Below are 21,259 nucleotides of genomic sequence, written 5' to 3' on the forward strand. Positions count from 1 at the left end.
CGCGTCAGCGGTCGGGTCTGTTGGCGCTACTTGCGTCCTTCGGCTCATTCCTAGACTTTCGCAGGCTGCTTAGCTGGACAGCGCTACTTTGGATTAGCCGTTTTGGCGTTAGCCACGGTTTTTGCGATAAGAACCGTGGCTAACGCCAAAACGGCTAATGCGTTCGCAAACGCCGCAAATCACGAGACAATCCATCCGAAGTGGCGCTGTCTAGTTAGGATCGAGCGGGAAATAATAGTCGCCTTTCGCTCCGCAAAAGTTGCGTAAAGCGTTGCTTTCGCGGAGCGAAAGACGACACTAAAAAACCGCTCGGTCCTTACTCGGACTTCGAGTCGACGAACGACTCCGGTGCAACCGATCGACCGGCGGCCTTGATGTGGCTTCGCAGTTCTTTCGGCGTTAGACATCGATCGTAGATCGCGACTTCGTCAATCTGGCCGACGAAGCGACGTTCGGCTCGGGATAGATAAAGTTGGCCAATCACAATCTGCATGTTGTTTTCTAGCACGCTGGCATCGGAATGCTGCGCGGTCAAAACCCCGTCTAGCCAAACTGAAATCCGATCCCCTTTCTTGACCGCTGCAACGTGCTGCCAAACGCGAACTTGGTAGGGTCGGTCCGCGACGACGTTGCTGCCTTCAAGAACGACTCCCGATGCGGGTGTCCGATGGACAAATCGAAGGGTGTTGGGGCGAAGACCTTCTAGATCATTTTTCCAGTGCTGCGCTAGCGTTTCTAGGATCACCGAGTGAGGGTATCGCCCATCATCTTCTCGAAGCTGTTCGTGCATGCAAAGCAGTTCGCCGTGATGAAAGAGTTCCGGCTTCACCCACATTTCGATGGTGTATTCATCCAGCGGTTTGGGCGGCCAAAGGCCCGTGCTGCGAAAACCGGACGAGCTCCCCAGTCGTCCCAGTTCACACACTTGATTGTTGCCGTACTGACGCCAGCCCGGTTCACCGATCAATGCCGCGTCCATGTTCGCGGCGCTGCCCTCGTTCGCGACATGATACGGCGATTCACCGCTGAGCCCTTCAAACCGCCAGTAAACGCTCGGTTTGGACTCGCGTACGACTTGAGCGTATTGGTCACTCAACCTCAGCGGGTCAAATGCAGAGGAGCGAGCCGACACGAAGCTGGACATCGACGCTTCAAACATGACGGCAAGGTGGTCACCGTTGGGCTGAGACGAAAAGCGAACGGCTTCGCCATCCACCAAGCAAAGTTCGCTAAAGGCCGCCATGGTAGCGGGCCTCACCAATGCACGGCCCGAGAAAACGTGCAGCTCACTTTGCATGCCGTTGGAAACCAGCCCGATCGAACTGAGGCCATCGATGGAGACTTCGCCGATCGGGCCATCGACCATCACGTTCCCGCTGCCGGTCCCAAGCGATTTCGCCGTCAGGATGCCATGACGGAGTTGGAGTTGGCCATCGGCACCAATGTAAATGCCCGCTGGCCCTTCGATTCGCACCAAGGCTTCGCCCGCGGTCCCTTCGCCGATTCTGATCTCAGCAATGCCTTCCATCAATTCCAAGTTTTCGCCCTGCTGAATGGGGTGCCCCACCGTGGGATCCGATTCAATCGAAGGGCTCCAAACACACGCGGTCATCGAGACCAAATGTGGCGATACTGCCACCGACGCGATGTCGACGGGAGGGCGCTGAGAACGCCATTGATTTGCGGTGGACCAAGCCAACGACGCGATCAGCAAATTGCTAGCGACCAGCGCCAACAACCACGGGTTCTTCATCCATCCAGCGAACCGGTCTTCGGGCGCGTCGCCATTTTGGCGAGCCAGCGTTGATTGCGAATCGGCACTTCGAGCAAGCGTCCGCTCTGGGGCCCTGCCCAGTGCCTCAGCGAAGACTTCCGCCATCGCCATCGAGTCTAGATTTCCAGAATCGGTAAAGGCGCCAAGTTGATCAATCAAAGCTGCAGCTTCGTGCGCCCCGCCATCCATCAGGATCAGCGAATTGAGCTGGGCAGTCTCCGTTTCATCCAGAGATTCCGAACACGACTTGAGGATCAATGTTCGCAGGTCTAGCATTTCTTTCGTATCGATTCTCATCAGGCTTCCTCTCGCACGGACCGGTCGACACATTTGGACAATGAACCGTGGACACGACTCAGTTCTCGGTAAATCGCATGGGACGAACGGCCAACGCGACGGGCAATCTCGCTAACGCTCACCGACTCAAAATATCTTTGGCGAATCAGGTCGTGATCCGCCGTCGACAGTTTCTTCATGCAATTTGCTAACGCCGTTCGACGCTCGCTGATTTCTGCCGAGATCGGCTCGGCAGCGAAGGCCAACTGCTCGATGGCCTCGTCGCTGAGGATCTGGATTTTGTTCTTGGATTCTCGAAGCTTCAAAAGTTCGAAGTGCGCGATCCGGCAGGCCCACGCCGTAAAGTTCCCCCCCCCATCGAACTGAGCGAACTTTTGCCATAGGACCATGCACGTTCGTTGAAACACTTCCTCCGCATCGTCATGGCGATTCATCGCAATGACCCGCACGAAAGACATGATCTGACTTGAGTGTGCAGCCAAAAGCCGAACAAATTCGTCTTGTGAGAGTTTGTCTTCGATGATTGAGTCCAAAAAGGCTCGCTGGGACTAGCACAAATATGCCAAGTTCTAGCACGATCATGACACCGTCGTGCAGAAGACAACCCAGCGGCGGCAACTTATTTCGCGCGCTTTCTGGACGGATTGTCAAAAAATGGAGATATCCAGGAAGTTTCGGAGAAAATCAGGAGTTTTAGCGCAAAAGAGCGTGACGGCGGCGGGTAAATACCCGTAGAGGTGCCACTGTGTCGGTGCGGCATCCCAAATCTCTGTCTTTTCTTTTTCGTTCGTTTCGGAGTTTTCAAATGAAGCGTAAGCAATCCGCGTTCACGTTGGTCGAGCTTTTGGTGGTGATTGCCATCATCGGCGTTTTGGTGGGGCTATTGCTGCCCGCCGTTCAGGCCGCACGTGAAGCCGCACGCCGCATGAGCTGCAGCAACAATTTCAAGCAGCTTGGCTTGGCGATGCACAACTACCATTCGGCGTTCAAACGCCTGCCCCAGCACGGGACCGGTACCCATCCGGACCAGCCCGTTAATATCTGGATTCCGTCGAACTCGGGTAATTGGTCTGCGAACACCCACGCCAACAACATGCGATTGAGCCTGTTGGTGGGGATGTTGCCATTCATGGAGCAGCAAGCACTTTGGGAACAAATTTCCAACCCGCTGGATAACAATGGTGGGACGCCGGCGATTTGGAACGCATTCGGTCCGACGCCTGACCAGATCGCGTACACACCGTGGTCGACCGAAGTCACCACGCTTCGCTGCCCAAGCGACCCTGGCTTTGGTCTGCCTGCACTTGGTCGGACGAACTACGCCGCGTGTGCGGGAGATTCCACGGACTGGATTCGCGACGGTTATCACTGGGTTCGTGCGGGTCAGCCATTGCCGTATGTGGCGACGACCGGTTCGGCGGCAAACTCGAACGCGGCGCACCGTGGCGTGTTCGTTGCCGGCCGTGGGATGAAATTCCGTGACATTCTGGATGGACTGTCCAACACCATCGCCATGGGCGAGATCTCGACCGACCTTGGCGACCGAGACATTACGACAATGGTTACCGACGGGACCTCCAACAATCGGAATAATTTGCGGAACAACCCGTCGTGGTGTCGCGAGCAAACGGCCGGGCCGGGTGCTTTCATCGACCCACTTCGTCCGCGATTCTGGGACGCGACCACCAACGTCCGCAGCGCAGCGAGCGGACGTGGTTACCGCTGGGCCGATTCGTTCCCACTGTTCACGATGATGACGACGATTCTGCCGCCGAACACCGAGTTGTGTTCGATGGGAAGTCTCGACCGTGACTTGGTGGCGTCAAACTCGAGCCGTCACCAAGGCGGTGCTCACGTGTTGTTGGGTGACGGAGCCGTCAAGTTCATCACCGATTCGATCGAAGCCGGCAATTCGCGGGCCCCGATGGTTCGCAACGGCTCGACAGGCACTTCATCGCCTGGATCGGCAAGCCCCTACGGTTTGTGGGGTTCGCTCGGCACACGCGCATCGAAGGAAGTGATTCAAGAAGAGCTCTAAGTTCACGATCACTTTCAAGTTGACTTCGACTGCCTCGGAAACGTTTCCGGGGCAGTCTTTTCTTTTTCAACCCGAACGTTTCCACGCTTAAAAAGTATTTTTACCATGCAAGCTCGCTTTCTGCTGATGGCCCTCCTGCTGACCGCCGCATTTGTCGGTTGCGGTGGCGACGCGCCAAACCGGAACGTCATGGACAACGCCGATGAAGATAAGATTGCCGAATATAATCGTATGATTCTGGACGAAGCCGATTCGTCCTCCGAAGCCGAGTCGGCTGAGAAGCCGAAAAAATAGTTTCGTCGCAAAGCCATACCGAAGCCCTGCGAGACGGTGAAGCGTCGCCGCAGGGTTTTTCGTTTTTCAACGAATCTGGCAAGTCGCGAGCAATCTTCTCGTTCCGCGTCTTACCAAGGTCAGCGGATCGCTTCCGCAACGGATCTGCGAGCGGCCTTGATGTGGCTTCGCAGTTCCCTGTTTGGCAGGCAACGGTCGTTGATCGGGAACTCGTCGAGTAGGGTACGTTTGCATCGTTTGACGAATCAGATCACTTTGTGGCTGACGTGCGCGATGCGTCGGCCTCTTTTGTGTTTCCGCCCGTTGCTGGACCCATATCATGACATTTCAATTCCGTTTCGAAAAATTCGCAGCCTTGGCATGGCTTCCACTTTTGCTTCTGTCGCATTGCTGGGCTCAGGAATCAATATCGCTCTCAATCGCTAAGCCGGCATTCGAACAAGATGGCTCCGCCGGATTCGCATCGATGGTCAGCCGCGGGTACACGCCTTTGTTCAACGGCAAGGACTTGGGCGGTTGGCGGAACCCGTACCCGTACGGTGAAGCCAAGGTCGTTGGCGGAGAAATCCATCTGCTTGCGGATCAGAAGTTTTTTCTGGTCACCGACAAGAAGTACGCTGATTTTCGCGTCAGTGTGGAGATTCATCTGCCCGAAGGTGATGCCAACTCGGGTGTCATGTTTCGATGTCATGTCGACGACGACGCGGCGAAAAAAGTTTACGGCTATCAAGCCGAGTGTGACGGATCGGATCGGCGCTGGTCGGGCGGTTTCTATGACGAGTCGCGACGAGGTTGGATCTGGCCAAGCACGAAGGGGCGATCGGAAGATCAATTCCTGAATCACGAACAGGAATCAAAGGCCTCTTTTGCAGAACCAGCGGTCGCCAATGCGCTGAATCGAAACGGCTGGAATCGCTACGTCGTTACCTGTGTGAAGGATGTGATCACGATCGAGCTCAATGGCGTTCAAACCGTTCGCTTTCGCGACGCCACGGACGCAAGCGGATTCATCGGAATTCAACATCACGGTGAAAAAGGCCAGACCTATCGATTCCGCAATCTGTTCATCAAGGAACTGCCACAGATTCCGGCGGAACAACATGTTTCGCTGGTACAGCAGGAGCCTGTTTCGATCAAGCGGATCAGCGACAAAGTCACTCAGCTTGATTTCGGCAAGGTCGCTTTCGGAAACCTTGCCATGCCGATCGCCACCGGCAGCGGAACAGGCAGCGTGCATTTCGGCGAGAAGCTAAAAGAGGGTCGCATCGATCGCAGTCCGCCCGGGACCGTTCGGTATGGAACCACTCCGATTCGCAATGGGCAGCAGCTTGGGAACTGGGTTGTGCCAGCGCCCGTTGACGCTCGAAACGTCGAACAAGCCGGGCTGATGAACGCGAATCCGCCAGCGGTCTTGACGCCTTCGAGTTGGGGTTCCGTCATGCCGTTTCGCTGGATCGAGATTGAAGGGCTCGATGATGACTTTCCGTTTGAACTGATTCGTCGGCGAGCGGCGTTTTCGGCAACTTGGAATGACGACGCGAGTTCGTTCGAGTGCTCGGACGAATCACTGAACAAGATTTGGGATCTGTGTAAGTACAGTATCAAGGCCACAACGTTTGCCGGCGTGTACGTCGACGGCGACCGTGAACGCATCCCGTACGAAGCTGATGCTTACTTGAATCAACTCAGCCACTACACCACCGATGACAACGTGAAGATGGCGGCAAGGTCTTTCGATTGGCTGATGGAAAATGGCACGTGGCCAACCGAGTGGGCGCCGCACATGGTGTTCATGGCGCATGCCGAGTGGATGTACTCGGGTGACGTCGACTGGCTGGCACATCGCTACGAATCGCTAAAGGCCAAGACGTTGATGCACCGCAGTGGTGAGGACGGTTTGGTACGCAGTTCCGAAGTGGATCAGAAGCGGACCGACATCGTTGACTGGCCGCAAAAGGAACGTGACAAGTTCGTGTTCACCGAGATCAACACGGTCGTCAACGCGTTTCATATCGAGGCACTTGAACGAATGGCCCAGATGGCGCGGGCGGTCGGGAAAGATGACGACGCGAAAGCGTTTGGCGATCGAGTGGAGCTTGCGAAAGCGGCGTTCCAAGAAACGTTGTTTGACGCCGCCGCAGGGATCTATCGCGATGGCGTGGGTACCGATCACAGCAGTATCCATGCGAACTTCTTTCCCTTGGCGTTCGGGCTTGTCCCAGCGGACAAGGTCGCCGGCGTGCTTGCGTGGCTGGAAGCGAAAGACATGCAGTGTAGCCCCTACGCGGCACAGTACTTCCTAGATGGACTCTTTGATAACGGAAGCGATCGCAAGGCAATCGAGTTGATGATCGCCGACGGTGATCGAAGTTGGAAGCATATGCTCAACAGCGGAACAACCATCAGTTGGGAAGCGTGGGATTTGAAGTACAAACCGAATCAAGACTGGAACCATGCGTGGGGCGCCGCGCCCGCAAACCTGTTGCCACGATGCGTGCTGGGCGTTCAGCCAATTGCCCCTGGCTGGTCGACCGCGATGATCCGTCCGTGCCCCGGCGGTCTAAAGCACGCTCGTGGCCGGGTTCCGACGCCGCTTGGGCCCGTTGAAATCGATTGGAAAAAGGAATCGACGTTTACGATTTCTCTCGCACTTCCCGATGGCATGACCGCCAAAGTGGACTTGCCCGCAACGGATGCATCGAAAGGCGTTTTCGTTGACGGAAAAGACGTGGATGCGACAAAGGTGGGTGATCGTTGGGTTCTCGACAAGCTCATGACCGGTTCCGTCAAAATCGAAGTCAAGTAAGACCAATGCGCTGATGCCTTTGCTGAAGCATTACAGCCAGCCAATCCCTCCCTTTGAAGCAATGACCATGTTCCAATCTACTCGACGACAGTTCTTTTCCACCGTTGTTGCTGCCGGGGTAACCACTTCACTGGCGGCGCGAACGCTGCGAGCGGCAAATGCGAATGAAGAAGTCAGCCTCGGATTCATCGGTTGTGGCGGTCGTGCTGAAAAGCTGTTGAGCCAGTTCGAGACTATTCCGGGCGTCAACATCGCCGCGCTCTGCGATGTCGATGCAAACCGTTTGGGATCGGTGAAGCAACGCTTCCCGGCGGCGAAGAGTTATCAAGACATGCGCCAACTGATTGCCGACAAAAGCATCGATGCGGTCGTGATTGCGACATGCAATCATTGGCATTGTCTGGCCGCGATTTGGGCGATGGAGGCCGGCAACCATGTTTATGTTGAAAAGCCCCTTTCCCATACCCAGTGGGAAGGACGGCAGGTCGTGGCCGCGGTGCGAAAGTACGATCGTATCTGTCAGGTCGGAACACAGCAGCGTAGCGACCCGATGCAAGCAGAAATCAAAAAGTTCTTGCACGACGATAAGACTCTCGGCGAAATTCAAACTGCGCGAGTGAATCACTATTTCATTCGGAGGCCGATCGGCAAACGTGACACGCCGCTTCCGATCGACAAGACCCTGGCGTACGACATGTGGTGCGGCCCCGCTCAGAAGTCACCACTGTTTCGTGATAACTTGCACTACGATTGGCACTGGGATTGGAATACCGGTTCCGGAGACATGGGCAACTGGGGCGTGCATGTTTTGGATGACGTTCGCAACAATCTTTTCCAAGATTCCGTCGCGTTACCGAAGCGAGTTTTGGCGGGCGGCGGACGCGTTGCTTTTGACGATGCGGGCCAAACTCCAAACCTACATTTCGCTTACTTTGACACCGGTTCGATTCCGGTGGTGATCGGGCTGACAAATCTGCCGGACCAACCCGGTGCAAAGAAGAGCCCAGAACATTTGGGGCCTGGCAGCGGCTACATTGCCTACTGTGAAGGCGGGCGACTTGAAGGTCAGCGGAAACGTGCGGTTGCCAAAGACGCCGATGGTAAGGTCATCAAAGAGTTCAAGGGTAATAGCGGTGACGTGCTGCATCAACAAAACTTCATCGACGCGGTGCGGAGCCACGACCGGTCAATTTTGAACGCGGAAGTATCGGTTGGGAACGACAGCACGGGTTGGTGCAATCTCGCCAACGTTGCCTTCCGCGCTAGCGGATCGTTCGACAAGGACACCGCCAATAGCATCGCAGTGGACGAGTGGCAGAATGTGCTTTCAGCGATGGGCGAACACCTGAAGTCTTACGGTCTGGGACTGGACAGTGACAGCATTCGGCTGAGCCCGATGCTGGAACTGGATCCAGCGACCGAACGTTTCGTCGGTGACCATGCCGATGTCGGCAATCCGTTCTTGAAACGAGAATACCGCAAAGGTTTTGAAGTTCCTGAATTGGTTTAACAGCCTGTTGAAAAAGGGGGGAAAGGGGTCTGACCCTCTCCGACGTTTCGAATTCACAATGTTTCTGCAACGTCTCCAAAGGGTCAGACCCCTTTTTCAACAGGCTGTAAATCCAGTGGAAGCGAATGGTCGCGACGGCCGCGGAAACGACCTGAGTGCGCTGAGCCGGATGGCGTCGTAAATTTTCAATCGGGTAAGTTCGAGTCGCAAATGAAACGTTCGAGAGTACTTTTGTTTCTGTGGTCGTGTGGATTCGTTTTTGCCACGGCGGCCTATGCCGTCGAACCACGGCGTCAGCCCGACATCGTTGTCTACCTCGCTGACGACCTGTCGGCGGCGGATGTTTCGTCGTATGGCGGAACAAACATCATGACGCCGGCGATTGATCAATTGGCTGAGGAGGGAATGTCGTTCGACCGTGCCTTTGTTGCCAGCCCTTCCTGTGCGGTCAGCCGCGCGGCGTTACTTACTGGATTGATGCCGGCCCGCAACGGTGCTGAAGAGAACCACAGCTATCCTCGCGAGGACGTTCCGCGTTTGCCGAAGGTGCTTGGTGAGCTTGGCTATGAAACGGCCGCCTTCGGGAAAGTTGCTCACCTGCGAAGCGCAGTCGACTATCACTTCGATACTTTCGATCTGAAGTCAGATATTTCCGATTTGCGAGGGACCGTAAGAAAGTTTCTCGAGAATCGCACCGATGATCGCCCTCTAGCGTTGTTCGTCGGTGTCTCGGATCCGCACGTACCTTGGCCCAGCGAATCAACGGTCGATCCGCAATCGATGACGATGCCGCCCCAATTGCTTGATACGCCACGCACGCGAGTCCAGCGATCGCGTTACCTGCAAGAGGTCAAGAATCTGGATGCCTACTTGGCAGAACTGCGTGAATTGACCGACAAGCACATGTCGGATGACAAGTTGTTTGTGCTGTCCAGCGACCACGGCGCGCAGTTTCCCTTCGGCAAGTGGACTCTGTATGACGAAGGGATTCGCGTGCCGCTGATCGTTTCTCGACCGGGCAAGATCCAAGCGGGATCGCGGACGGATGCGATGGTCAGTTGGGTCGATGTTTTTCCAACGCTGATTGACATCGGTGGAGGCGATGTGCCCGACGACTTGGACGGTCGTTCGTTTGCGCCGGTTCTTCGCGGTGAAACCGATTTGCATCGCGATCGAATCTTTACGACGCATAGCGGCGACCGGATGATGAATGTGTATCTGAGTCGCAGCGTCAGGACGAATCGATACAAGCTGATTTGGAACCCGCACCCTGAGTTCGCGTTCACGACACACATCGATCTGTTGTTACGGGAGACGTCGGGTGACTATTTCAAAGAGTGGATGACAGCGGCGAAGACGGACTCGCACGCCGCCGACGTGCTGGCTCACCACCACGGGCGACCGGAATACGAACTGTTCGATCTTGAACAAGACCCGCACGAACTGAACAACTTGGCCGGTCACGCGGAGCTAGCGTCCGTCGAGCAGGCCCTAGCGACAGAGTTGAAACAGTGGATTCGCGATCAGGGTGACGGGCTTACGGTATTCCATGAACCGCTGATGCTCGACGCGCCCGAAACTTGGGTGGCTCGACCGAAAGCGAAATGAAGCAGCAACTCCATTCTGACGAAGACGTTTATCCATGAAGTCACTGTGTTTCCGTTTGTTGTCACTCGCTGCAATCTTGATTTGGGCGTTGGTGCAAAGTCATGCCCTCGCTCAAACGGCGTCGACCGATAAGTTGGCGGACGAGTTTCGGGCACCGCCCAGGCAAGCGTACCCCGAAACTTGGTTCCACTTGATTGGTGGGAATGTCGATCGTGAAGCGCTGAGCACTGATTTGGAAGCGGTTGCCGGTGCGGGAATCAGTGGGATTCAGTTGTTCCACGGCAAAGGCCGTGCGTGGCCCGGAGTGGAGCCACAGATTCAAACACTCAGCCCGACTTGGGATTCGTTGATAAGCCATGTGGCTGGCGAAACCGATCGGCTGGGACTGAAGTTCACGATGCAGAACTGTCCGGGCTGGGCGATGTCGGGTGGACCGTGGATCACGCCGGACAATGCGATGCGGCACCTGGTAACCAGTCGCCAAGACATTGCTGGTGGCCGCCAGGTTTCAATCGACCTAGAAGTCCCACAGCCCAGCAACGAAGACTGGCGTGACTATCAAGACGTTGCCGTGCTGGCGTTCCCAACACCTGCGAATGATACGGGGACGTGGATTGTTCCAGATGCAGTCCAGAGCAGCGTGAACGATGAACCCTGGAACGAACTGCTTACCGGAAACGAGGTCGCTGTTCAGATCCCGGTCGCCCGCGACGAGCCGACTTGGGTGGATTTCACGTTTGCAAATCCAATCACGCTTCGATCGATCGAGTTGCCGCCGATCGAACTGATGATGAAACGATTCAATTTCGATCCCGATGCAACCATCACGATTTCCGTTTCCAATGACGGCGGTTGGAAAGAATTGATCACGCACGTGGTCCCACGCGGCAACTGGCAAGACCGCCAGAGTGATGTGCCGCTTGTGTTGGCGGTTCCCGATGCGAAGTCCGTTCGATACCGAATCGCTTTTCACAACCGCCGGCCAATGGAGCTTTCGCAGCTTCGCCTTTCCACCGCCGCGCGCTTGCAGGATTGGCGAGGTCAAGCCGGTTACGCGCTTCGCAGTCTGGAACGCGCCGCGCCGCCCGAGCAGTCCGCCGCTGCATGGATTCAACAAGACTCGATCGTTGACCTCACCGACCGCGTTGACTCGTCGGGGCACCTGGACTGGGATGCGCCCGCTGGCGGTTGGACAGTGGTTCGCTTTGGACATGTCAACACGGGAGTCGAGAACAAGCCCGCACCGCCAGAGGCGACGGGGTTTGAATGCGACAAGCTTTCGCCTGCGGGTGCGGAACAACATTTCGCCGGCTACATCGGTCGCCTTTCGAAGTCGGGCGGAGCCGCCGATGGTGGTCGCTTGCGGGGCATGCTGATCGATAGCTGGGAGTGCTACACGCAAACTTGGACTCCCGAAATGGAACGCGAGTTCGTGAGTCGGCGAGGCTATTCGCTTCGCCCTTGGTTGCCCGCGCTGGCGGGTTGGGTCGTGAATGACCATCGATCGAGCGAACGGTTCTTGCGTGATTGGCGGGCAACGATCAGCGATTTGATCGTCGACAATTACTACGGTCGGTTGGCCGAACTGGGACGCGAGCGAGGACTGCAACTTTCGTTTGAAACGTCGGTCGGCGATGTTTCGCCGGGTGATATTTTGCAGTACTTCAAGTCGGCCGATATCCCGATGTGCGAAGTCTGGCAGCCGAACGATCCGCATGATGGAGGTTTAGAAACCAAGCCATTTGCGCCGACCGCATCGGCGGCGCACATCTATGGCAAGCCACGGGTTGCTGCGGAGGCATTCACGTCCGTGCCGATGAATTGGCGAGAACATCCGTTTGCGCTCAAGAATGTGGCCGATCGCAGCTTTGCACTCGGAGTGACGCACATGGTGTTCCACACTTACACGCACAACCCGCGTGATGAAGTTCCCGGGACGTCGTTCGGAAGTGCCATCGGCACGCCGTTCTTGCGTGGTCAGACGTGGTGGAAACACATGCCTGCGTTCACCGATTATCTGGCTCGGTGCGGCTTTCTGCTCGAACAAGGACAACCGGTTGCTGACGTACTTTGGTACCTCGGCGACGACGTGGATCACAAGCCAAGGCAAGACTCGCCGTTTCCGAGTGGCTACCATTTCGACTACGTCAACGCTGACGTGTTGCTGACGCGATTGAGCGTTAAGGACGGAGACATCGTGAACCCCGAAGGCACTCGCTGGCGAGTCCTTTGGCTGCCACGCGATCATTGTCGGCGAATGACACCTGACACGTTGCAAAAGATCAAAGAGTTGTTGATGGCGGGCGGCACCGTGATCGGTGAAGCACCCGACATGAATCCATCGCTGAGCGACGGGGTAGAAGCAGACTTGGCTTTTGAGAATCTGGTCAATGAACATTGGGGCGATGCGGCTAGCGGCGATCGCCGGATCGGTAGCGGGCGGTTGATTTGGGGCGGCAGTCTGGAAGAGTCGCTCACCGAACGAGACGTCAAGCCCGACGTCATCGGAACGTTGCCCGAGCGATGGTGTCACCGGCGAGTTGGTAACACCGACATCTATTTCGTGATCGGCGATCGGCATCAATCACTCGATGCCAATCTGCATTTTCGCTCGCGTGGAACGCCAGAGTTTTGGGATCCGGTCGACGGCAGCGTCACGCCGATCTCTACCTTCAAGACCACCGACGACGGGACGACGATCCCCGTTCAGTTGCCGGTTGCCGGCTCAATCTTTGTTGTTTTTCGGCCCCAACCGACGGAGGCAGGTGTTGAGCGGATTGCCCTCAACGGTGACGTCTTGCTGGATGTAAACGATAGAAATCGAATTGACACGGCGGCCAAGTATCCGCGTTACGGTGTGTCTCGAAAGAAGCCGATCCAACCTTGGGTGGAACCCGGTCCCTTGACGATCCAGTTGACCGATGGTGGACAGCGGATGGTGGCTTGGAACGATGGCGAGTACGAAATAGAAAGCAGAAACGGCGAGACGTCCTCGGTCGAAGTTTCCGGTGCTGAGACGATCCCGCTGCAATCGAATTGGAGTCTTTCGTTCCCAGTTGGCTGGGACACTCCCGCTTCCATCAAGTTGGATCGTGTTGGGCCGTGGTCCGAGATTCGAGACAGCGGCGTCCGCCATTTCTCGGGAACGGCGAACTACCAGACAACGGTGACGCTCGACGACGTAAACCAAGACGATCGATTTCTATTGGACCTCGGACAGGTCGGGAGCATCGCGAAGGTCACCGTCAACGGACACACATCGGCCGTGCTTTGGACTTGGCCGTTTCGCACGGACATTACCGACTTTGTGCAGCAAGGCGAGAACAGCGTTTCCGTCGAAGTCACCAACACGTGGCACAACCGCCTTGTCTATGATGCGACCCAGTCGCCTGACAAACGGAAAACCTGGACCATCGCCGGTCCACCCAAGGATTCGCCTTTAGATTTCTCGGGGCTTGGGCCCAACGTTCAATTGCGACGTGGGAAAGACGTAACACTACCAACAGCTATTCGTTGAGGCGACGCGAAAGCAAACTGGAGAAAAACCTTTGACACCATTGCCCTGCAACAAACCGCTAGCGATGTTCACTCTCTGCCGTGCTCTTTTCGTCGTCGTTGGATTGATCGTGGTTGTTTCATCCGAAGCAGCCGAGATCACGCCGCCCGATCGTCCGAACATCATCTTTGTCTTGGCCGATGATTTGGGGTTCAATCAGATCGGCGCCTACGGCGACACCCCGATCAAGACGCCGCACTTGGATCGTTTGGCGAAAAGCGGGATTCGCTTCACGGATGCGTATTCCGGCAACACCGTTTGTTCGCCTTCGCGTGTTTCGTTGTTTACCGGACGCGACGGTCGGTTGATGGAGAACAACTCGAACAAAGTCCAGTTGGCCGACATCGACGTCACGATGGCTCACGTGTTGAAACATGCCGGCTACGATACCGCGTTGTTTGGCAAGTATTCGATCGGTTCGCAAATGGGCGTGACTGACCCGTTGGCGATGGGTTTCGATACTTGGTACGGGATGTATTCGATTCTGGAAGGGCACCGCCAGTACCCGACGATCCTGTGGCGTGACGGACGGAAGTTGCGTATCACCGAGAACGAAGGCGGACGCAAGGGAGCGTACGCTCAAGAAATGTTCGCGAACGAAGCGATCAACTATATCGTCCAAGATCACGACAATCCGTTCTTTGTCATGCTGACGTTTTCTTCGCCACACGCGGAACTGGCTGCGCCGGAAGAATATGTCAAACCTTACGAGCAATTGTTTGACGAGAAGTCTTACCTAGGCATGTCCACCGGCGAGCCTTCAGATCAATACGCGTGGTACTATCCCGAACCCGTTGCCCGTCCCCGAGCCACACTCGCTGGGATGGTCACGGCATTGGACGCGTACGTTGGAAAGATTGTTGACGCGCTCGATCAGCGTGGCATCGCCGACAACACCCTGATCGTCTTCACGTCCGACAACGGACCGCACGACGAGGGCGGTGGTGATCCGATGTTCTTCAAAGCCGCGGCGCCCTACAAAGGAATGAAACGCGACTTGTTTGACGGCGGCATCCACGTGCCGATGATCGTTCACTGGCCCGCGAAAATCAAAACCGGCCGAGTCGACAACACGCCGTGGGCTTTCGCAGACGTGCTGCCGACGTTTGCCGATTTGGCTGGCGTTTCGCTGACGTCGGTACCACGCGTCAAAACGAATGGAACTTCGATCTACCCGCTGTTGAATGATTCGCCGCAACCGATCCCCGAACGAACACTGTACTGGGAATTCGGCAAACAAGTGGGCGATCCCAACTCGGGAATTATCGGCGAGGTTTTCCAAGCCGCGCGACGCGGCAAGTGGAAAGCGGTTCGCTACGGTCTAAATCAACCGACCCAGCTATTCAACCTCAATTCGGATCCCGGCGAAACCATCGAACTATCGACGCAGCACCCCGACATCCATCAAGAATTCAAAGACCTGTTCAAGAAACACGAAGACTGAATCTATCTCATGCATCGACGACAACCTTCCGCGTACCTTTGTCTGCTAAGTATCCTCAGTTGCGGCGTCTTCCAAGCCGCTTTCGCAGCGGATCTGCAACCTCATTCTCTCTCGGTCGGCGAAAACTTCGTCGATCCCGTCGGATTCTACGACCCGTCTCCGGTGTTTTCGTGGAAGCTGCCTTTGGCGGAGGATGTGAAGGCTCAAACGGCATACCAGATCGTTGTCCGTGACGGATTGGCGATGAACGACAACGCCGATCCGATCTGGGATTCGGGCAAAGTCGTTTCGGACCAATCGGTATGGGTTGCCTACCAAGGACCGGCGTTCGAATCACGACAGCAAGTTTCGTGGCGAGTCAAGTTCTGGGACGACCAAGGGCGTGAATCGGACTGGAGCGAAGCGGCTTCCATCGAAATGGGATTGCTCCATCATGACGCGTGGGACGCAAATTGGATCGAGCTAGATCGCGGCAAGCGTCAGCCTGATCAGGTGAAAATTTTCAAAGCCGAGTTCGGCGTTCGCACGGCCGATGGGTCAAAGATCAATGACGTGATCGAGAACATTCGCGGCGCGATCAAACGTGGCGCGACACCGATTCGCGTCGTTCCGCCGCGGTTGGGCGGCGACCCTGCTCCCGACGAGGCGAAAACGTTATGGGTCGACTACGAAGTCAATGGCGTTCGCAAGCAAGTCGAATTGGCCGAGAATCGAGCGTTTGATCCGTATCCGGAAATCACCGCGCATCCGGCCTACTATCTGCGACGCGAATTCGATGCCCCGGGCAAGATCGTCAAGGCAAGACTGTACGCTTCGGCGCTGGGCATTTATGAGTTTCAGATCAACGGGACGCGAATCGGCAACGACATGCTAGCGCCCGGTTACACGATGTATTCCAAACGCGTTGAATCGCTGACCTACGATGTAACGGACTTGGTCAACGACGGTGATAATGCCATCGGTGCAGTTCTCGGTGAAGGTTGGTATGCAGGTAACCTGTTATTGCGAAAGCGAACCGAACTATTGGACCTGACGCCCAAGTTGCTGGCACAGTTGGAGTTGACCTATGCGGACGGGCGTGTCGAAACGATCGTCACGGATGACAAGTGGCGGGCAACCGACCAAGGCCCGATTCGGGTGGGCGGTTACTATCACGGCGAGGACTATGATGCCTCGAAAGAACTGGGCCAATGGGCACGGTCCGGTTTCGATGACGGCGTTTGGATGCCAGTCAAGTCGACTCCGCTTGGCGATGAACCAAAAGTCGTTCCCAAACGCATGCCACCCGTTCAAGTGAAGAAAACGGTGGCAGCAGTGAATCTGACCCAACCCGAACCGGGCAAGTACGTTTTTGACTTCGGACAAAACTTGGTCGGCGTTCCCACCATCACGATGCCCGTGACGAAGGGCGAAACGGTTTTGATTCGGTTTGCCGAGATGCTGCAGCAGGACGGGACGCTGTACACCACCAACTATCGAACCGCTCGGTCGCAAGCCACTTACGTCGCGGCCGAAACGGGGACGGTCACCTACGCACCGTCCTTAACGTTCTTTGGCTATCGATACCTGGAACTCAGTGGCCTGGCCGACGGTGACAAGCTGACCACCGATTCGGTTGTCGCCAACGTGATTCATACGGACTTTGAATCAAGGGGCAAGTTCACGTCGTCGCATGACAAGCTAAACCAATTGCAAAGCAACATTCGCTGGGGACAAATCGGCAACTTCGTCGATGTCCCGACCGATTGCCCGCAGCGGGACGAACGACTGGGATGGACCGGCGACGCACAAGCGTTCCTGCCAACGTCGTTCTTTAACTATGACGTGTATTCGTTCTGGGCTCGCTGGCTGCAGAGCGTTCGCGACGAACAGAACGACGAGGGCGAGATCCCGCACACCGTTCCCGCGACCAACTTCGGTTACTCCAGTCCCGGTTGGGCCGACGTGGTCGTGACCGCTCCGTGGGAGGTTTACGAACGAACTGGCGACATCCGGATCTTGCAAGATAACTACGACGCGATGAAGAAATGGGTGGCCGTCTATGAACGTCGTTCGAAAGACTTCATTCCCACATTGACGGGTTTCGGCGATTGGTTACAGCCCTACGCTAAACTGGATCGCAAAGGCGATACGGCGCAAGATCTGATTGCGACGGCCTACTTCGGACGTGATTCCAGGATTCTGTATTGGACTGCGACGGCGCTAGGCAATACGGACGATGCGGCCCGCTACCTGAAACTGCATGATGATATTCGCGAAGCGTTCACCAAGACCTATTTTCCGGACGGAAAGGTCCATCCAGGCGCGCAAACGCAAACCGCTTGTTTGATGGGTTTGGGGTACGACTTGGTCGAGCGAGAACAGCGACCACAAGTAGCAGAGCTGCTGCTGGAAAAGTTCGAGGAAGCGGGGCGGCATTTGCAAACTGGTTTTCTGGGCACACCGCTACTGACCCCAGTGTTCGATGAACTGGGGCACTCTGACATCTGTTTCGAATTGCTGTTCAAGGAATCGTATCCGTCGTGGTTCTTTTCCATCAATCAAGGTGCGACCACAATGTGGGAGCGTTGGAACAGTTACAGCCACACTGACGGCTTCGGTGATGCGAGCATGAATTCGTACAACCACTATGCTTACGGCGCGATCGGCCAATTCATGTACGAACGAGTCGCGGGCCTGTCACCCGATCCCAAGCACCCCGGCTACAAGCACTTCTTTGTTCGCCCGCTGATCGGCGGGCCACTGACGTCGGCACGTGCTGAATTGGAAACAGGCTACGGAACAGCCGTCAGTGGTTGGACGCTGAACGATGGCAAGCTGGTGATGGAAGTCGTGGTCCCGCCCAACACCACCGCAACGGTCGCGTTTCCGAACGGCGAAAAAAGCCAAACGGTTACGGCCGGAAAGCACCAGTTCGAAATCAAATTATAGGCACCTTATTTGGATTTTTTTGATTGTTTGCTCGAACCAACCCAGAGTAGCCCCGCGCATCACTGGCAAAGCAAACCCGCCAATCCAACTCCTCGCGTCCTTAAATGTTCTCTTCAGGAATCACCACCATGACCACACGTCGAACCTTTCTCAAAAATGCCGCGTTGACTTCCGCTGCTTTAGCGGCCAATCCGTATGTCTGGACCAGTTCGGCGAATGCTGACGACGTCCAAGACACCGATTTGAAGGTTGCCGCGATCGGTGTCGGCGGCAGTCGCGGTCGGTACAACCGTGGCGGTAGGGTTTCGCGACAAGCGGCAAAGTTTGGCAAGATGATCGCCGTGTGTGATGTCGACGAGTTGCACAACGCTGAATTCAACGCCGATGAAATGTTTGGCGGTAAGCTGAAGGAATACGTTGACTATCGAAAGATGATCGACACGGAAAAACCCGACATCGTCGTGATCGGAACGAACGATCACTGGCACGTTCCGATTGCGACCTATGCCTTGCGTGCAGGTTGCGATGTGTACTGCGAAAAACCGCTCACGCTGACCATTGACGAGGGAAAGCAAATCAGCAAAGTAGTCAAAGAGACGGGCAAGGTATTTCAGGTCGGAACGCAGCAACGGACTGAGATGGGGCAAAACTTCTTGAAAGCCATCGCCATGGTCCAGGGCGGATTTATCGGTGACAACATCACCGCGCAGATTGCCATCGGGGCGGCGCCCGGTGACGGACCTTTTGAAACATCCGCCGTTCCTGAAAAACTGGACTGGGATTTTTGGGTGGGCCCCGCACGTTCGGCTGGTTACTCTCTTGAGCGACGAAAGTTCTTCCGTTGGTATCTCGAATACTCTGGCGGCAAGATGACCGACTGGGGTGCCCACCACATCGACATCGCCCAGTGGGCAATCGGGCAGGACCAAACCGGACCGACCAGCATCAGCGGCACTGGGCAATTTGGAACCGTTGTGCCCGCCGGGTTTGACTGGGTGGCCTTCTTTGAAGGCAAGGCCGAGTTGGAAAACGGTTACAACGCGGCAACCAATTTTGAAGTCAACCTGACATTCGATAACGGTTCCGTCTTGAACGTGTATGACGAGTACGTATCCGAAGACGGACGCACCAAGTTTCCCAACGGGATTCTGTTCGAAGGCAGCCGAGGCCGACTGTTCGTCAATCGCGGCAAGCTAACCGGCAAACCGATTGAAGACTTGACCGAGTCGGACAACAAGTCCCTCGAAGATGCGATCGTCAAACTCTACAAAAACAAACCGATTACCAGCCACATGCAAAATTTTTTCGAGTGCGTCAAAGACCGATCCGAGCCGATCTCGGACGTCTACACGCATCACCGCACCATGACCAGTTGTCACATGTGCAACATCGCGTTGATGACGGGGGACGATCTGAAATGGAACCCGATCGATGAAGTCTTTGTGGGAAATGAGACCGCGAATCAATTGATGTCACGTCCAAGTCGAAGTGACTTCCTGGGCTCGCCCAGTTAGGAACCGCCGACGAAACGTCCACTACGAATCAACCTACAAGAAACGCTCTCGTTACCAGAACTTTCAAATGATCCGAACAACTTTTTCTTTGCTTGCCCTTTTATTTATCGCTGCAATCCAGTTCATCGAAGTGAGTCGCGTCGCTGCGGCGAACGATGGTCCATCGGGAAACAAGCCGATGAACATTTTGCTGTTGTACGCCGACGATTGGCGGCACGACACGTTGGGTGTCGCCGGGAATCCGGTCGTGAAAACGCCCACGCTCGACCAACTGGCCAACGACGGCGTTCGCTTCACCCAAAACTGTGTTACCACGTCGATTTGCGGGATCAGTCGGGCGACTTTGTTCACCGGCCAATGGATGTCCCGGCATGGCAACCGCTCGTTCAAGCCCTGGGCGACTCCGTGGGAAGAAACCTTTCCGGGATTGCTGCGTCAGAGTGGTTACCACGTCGGACATGTCGGGAAGTGGCACAACGGAAAGATCCCCGCCGACAAGTTTGACTTCAGCCGTTCATACTATGGAACGCATTGGATCGAGCAACCGGATGGGACAAAGATCCATGTCACGCAAAAAAACGAAAAAGATGCGTTGGATTTCTTGCGTGAGCGACCGAGCGATAAGCCGTTCTGTTTGACGGTTGCCTTCTTTGCTACGCATGCGGAAGATTCCAGCCCGCTGCAGTTTTTGCCTCAACCCGAGAGCATGACGCTTTACGAAGACGTCACGATTCCCGTCGCCGAAAACGCGACTCAAGAATCGTTTGAGCGGTTGCCCGATTTCGTCGGCAACGAAAAAAACGAAGGTCGCAATCGTTGGCACTGGCGATTTGATACGCCCGAAAAGTACCAAACGATGATGAAGAACTACTATCGGCTGGCCACCGAAGTGGATTCGACATGCGGGCGGATTCTTGCGGAACTTAAGAACCAAGGGCTTGATGACAACACGTTGGTGATCTTCACGACCGACAACGGTTACTACCACGCCGAACACGGTTTGGCAGACAAGTGGTACCCGCATCAAGAAAGCATCCGCGTGCCACTGATTGTCCGTGATCCCCGAATGCCAGCCAACATGGCAGGGAAGACCAACGATGACTTTACACTGAACGTCGACTTGGCTCCGACGATTCTCGCCGCCACCAGGATCGAGGCTCCGGAAACGATGCAGGGAACCGACATCGCTCCGTTGTATCTTTCTAATGAAAAGCCCGCGTGGCGAGACGAGTTCTTCTATGAACACCCAATGTTGAAAAGTACTGACTTCATTCCTGCGTCGGAGGCACTGGTACGCAAGGACTGGAAGTACTTCTATTGGCCCGAGTTTGAACGAGAACAACTGTTCGATTTAAAAAGCGATCCGATCGAAGAGAGTGACCTTTCGTCTGATCCCGCTTTCACGTCCCAGTTGGAAGGCATGCGGAAACGATTCGCTGAACTCAAATCCGCAGCAAAGTAGCGGGTGTACATTGGATCTAGCCGCC

12 protein-coding genes are annotated in these 21,259 nt (G+C 55.7%); 10 read left to right on the forward strand and 2 right to left on the reverse strand.

Translation table 11 applies throughout. From position 1 onward, the window contains the following. Positions 1–316: 316 nt before the first annotated feature. Both Poly51_RS14410 and Poly51_RS14415 read right to left on the reverse strand, forming a co-directional pair. A complete protein-coding gene (locus Poly51_RS14410) occupies positions 317–2,071 on the reverse strand; it encodes a LamG domain-containing protein (RefSeq protein ID WP_146458450.1) in 1,755 nt (584 codons plus the stop codon). Next, positions 2,071–2,604 (reverse strand): sigma-70 family RNA polymerase sigma factor, encoded by a 534-nt coding sequence (locus Poly51_RS14415; protein WP_390621784.1) that lies wholly within the window; start codon positions 2,602–2,604, stop codon positions 2,071–2,073. Before Poly51_RS14415 ends, Poly51_RS14410 begins: the two co-directional genes overlap by 1 nt. 272 nt (positions 2,605–2,876) lie before the next feature. Here Poly51_RS14415 and Poly51_RS14420 point away from each other — a divergent pair, with 272 nt between their 5' ends. The 10 genes from Poly51_RS14420 (at position 2,877) to Poly51_RS14465 (ending at position 21,234) form a co-directional block, all read left to right on the forward strand. Further along, positions 2,877–4,109, forward strand: a complete 1,233-nt coding sequence (locus tag Poly51_RS14420; protein ID WP_146458452.1) for a DUF1559 domain-containing protein — start codon at positions 2,877–2,879, stop codon at positions 4,107–4,109. Positions 4,110–4,214: 105 nt separating this feature from the next. After that, positions 4,215–4,403: a hypothetical protein gene (locus Poly51_RS14425; protein ID WP_146458453.1), complete on the forward strand. Its 189-nt coding sequence runs from the start codon at positions 4,215–4,217 to the stop codon at positions 4,401–4,403. A gap of 319 nt (positions 4,404–4,722) precedes the next feature. Further along, complete coding sequence (locus Poly51_RS14430) at positions 4,723–7,209, forward strand: family 78 glycoside hydrolase catalytic domain (RefSeq protein ID WP_246114497.1); 2,487 nt, start codon at positions 4,723–4,725, stop codon at positions 7,207–7,209. Positions 7,210–7,276: 67 nt separating this feature from the next. Then, a complete protein-coding gene (locus tag Poly51_RS14435; RefSeq protein WP_146458454.1) occupies positions 7,277–8,719 on the forward strand; it encodes a Gfo/Idh/MocA family protein in 1,443 nt (480 codons plus the stop codon). A gap of 210 nt (positions 8,720–8,929) precedes the next feature. Beyond that, positions 8,930–10,327: a sulfatase family protein gene (locus tag Poly51_RS14440; RefSeq protein ID WP_146458455.1), complete on the forward strand. Its 1,398-nt coding sequence runs from the start codon at positions 8,930–8,932 to the stop codon at positions 10,325–10,327. A gap of 34 nt (positions 10,328–10,361) precedes the next feature. Next, positions 10,362–13,844, forward strand: coding sequence for a glycosyl hydrolase (locus Poly51_RS14445; RefSeq protein WP_146458456.1), 3,483 nt, complete (start codon positions 10,362–10,364; stop codon positions 13,842–13,844). A gap of 64 nt (positions 13,845–13,908) precedes the next feature. Further along, positions 13,909–15,327: a sulfatase-like hydrolase/transferase gene (locus Poly51_RS14450; RefSeq protein ID WP_146458457.1), complete on the forward strand. Its 1,419-nt coding sequence runs from the start codon at positions 13,909–13,911 to the stop codon at positions 15,325–15,327. A 9-nt stretch (positions 15,328–15,336) separates the two neighbouring features. Continuing rightward, on the forward strand, positions 15,337–18,258 hold the full coding sequence (locus tag Poly51_RS14455; RefSeq protein ID WP_146458458.1) for a glycoside hydrolase family 78 protein: 2,922 nt from the start codon (positions 15,337–15,339) through the stop codon (positions 18,256–18,258). A 128-nt stretch (positions 18,259–18,386) separates the two neighbouring features. Continuing rightward, on the forward strand, positions 18,387–19,772 hold the full coding sequence (locus Poly51_RS14460; RefSeq protein WP_146458459.1) for a Gfo/Idh/MocA family protein: 1,386 nt from the start codon (positions 18,387–18,389) through the stop codon (positions 19,770–19,772). Between the two features lie 67 nt (positions 19,773–19,839). Further along, positions 19,840–21,234, forward strand: coding sequence for a sulfatase family protein (locus Poly51_RS14465; RefSeq protein WP_146458460.1), 1,395 nt, complete (start codon positions 19,840–19,842; stop codon positions 21,232–21,234). The last annotated feature ends 25 nt before the right edge of the window (positions 21,235–21,259 follow it).

This window comes from Rubripirellula tenax (genome assembly GCF_007860125.1).
GTDB classification, from domain to species: Bacteria; Planctomycetota; Planctomycetia; order Pirellulales; family Pirellulaceae; genus Rubripirellula; species Rubripirellula tenax.

Excerpts from the sequence above, each read along its gene's own strand:
- Poly51_RS14430 (WP_246114497.1), top strand. The coding sequence starts at position 4,723 with ATGACATTTCAATTCCGTTTCGAAAAATTCGCAGCCTTGGCATGGCTT.
- Poly51_RS14425 (WP_146458453.1), top strand. The coding sequence starts at position 4,215 with ATGCAAGCTCGCTTTCTGCTGATGGCCCTCCTGCTGACCGCCGCATTT.
- Poly51_RS14445 (WP_146458456.1), top strand. The coding sequence starts at position 10,362 with ATGAAGTCACTGTGTTTCCGTTTGTTGTCACTCGCTGCAATCTTGATT.
- Poly51_RS14460 (WP_146458459.1), top strand. The coding sequence starts at position 18,387 with ATGACCACACGTCGAACCTTTCTCAAAAATGCCGCGTTGACTTCCGCT.
- Poly51_RS14435 (WP_146458454.1), top strand. The coding sequence starts at position 7,277 with ATGTTCCAATCTACTCGACGACAGTTCTTTTCCACCGTTGTTGCTGCC.
- Poly51_RS14465 (WP_146458460.1), top strand. The coding sequence starts at position 19,840 with ATGATCCGAACAACTTTTTCTTTGCTTGCCCTTTTATTTATCGCTGCA.
- Poly51_RS14455 (WP_146458458.1), top strand. The coding sequence starts at position 15,337 with ATGCATCGACGACAACCTTCCGCGTACCTTTGTCTGCTAAGTATCCTC.
- Poly51_RS14440 (WP_146458455.1), top strand. The coding sequence starts at position 8,930 with ATGAAACGTTCGAGAGTACTTTTGTTTCTGTGGTCGTGTGGATTCGTT.
- Poly51_RS14450 (WP_146458457.1), top strand. The coding sequence starts at position 13,909 with ATGTTCACTCTCTGCCGTGCTCTTTTCGTCGTCGTTGGATTGATCGTG.
- Poly51_RS14410 (WP_146458450.1), bottom strand. The coding sequence starts at position 2,071 with ATGAGAATCGATACGAAAGAAATGCTAGACCTGCGAACATTGATCCTC.
- Poly51_RS14420 (WP_146458452.1), top strand. The coding sequence starts at position 2,877 with ATGAAGCGTAAGCAATCCGCGTTCACGTTGGTCGAGCTTTTGGTGGTG.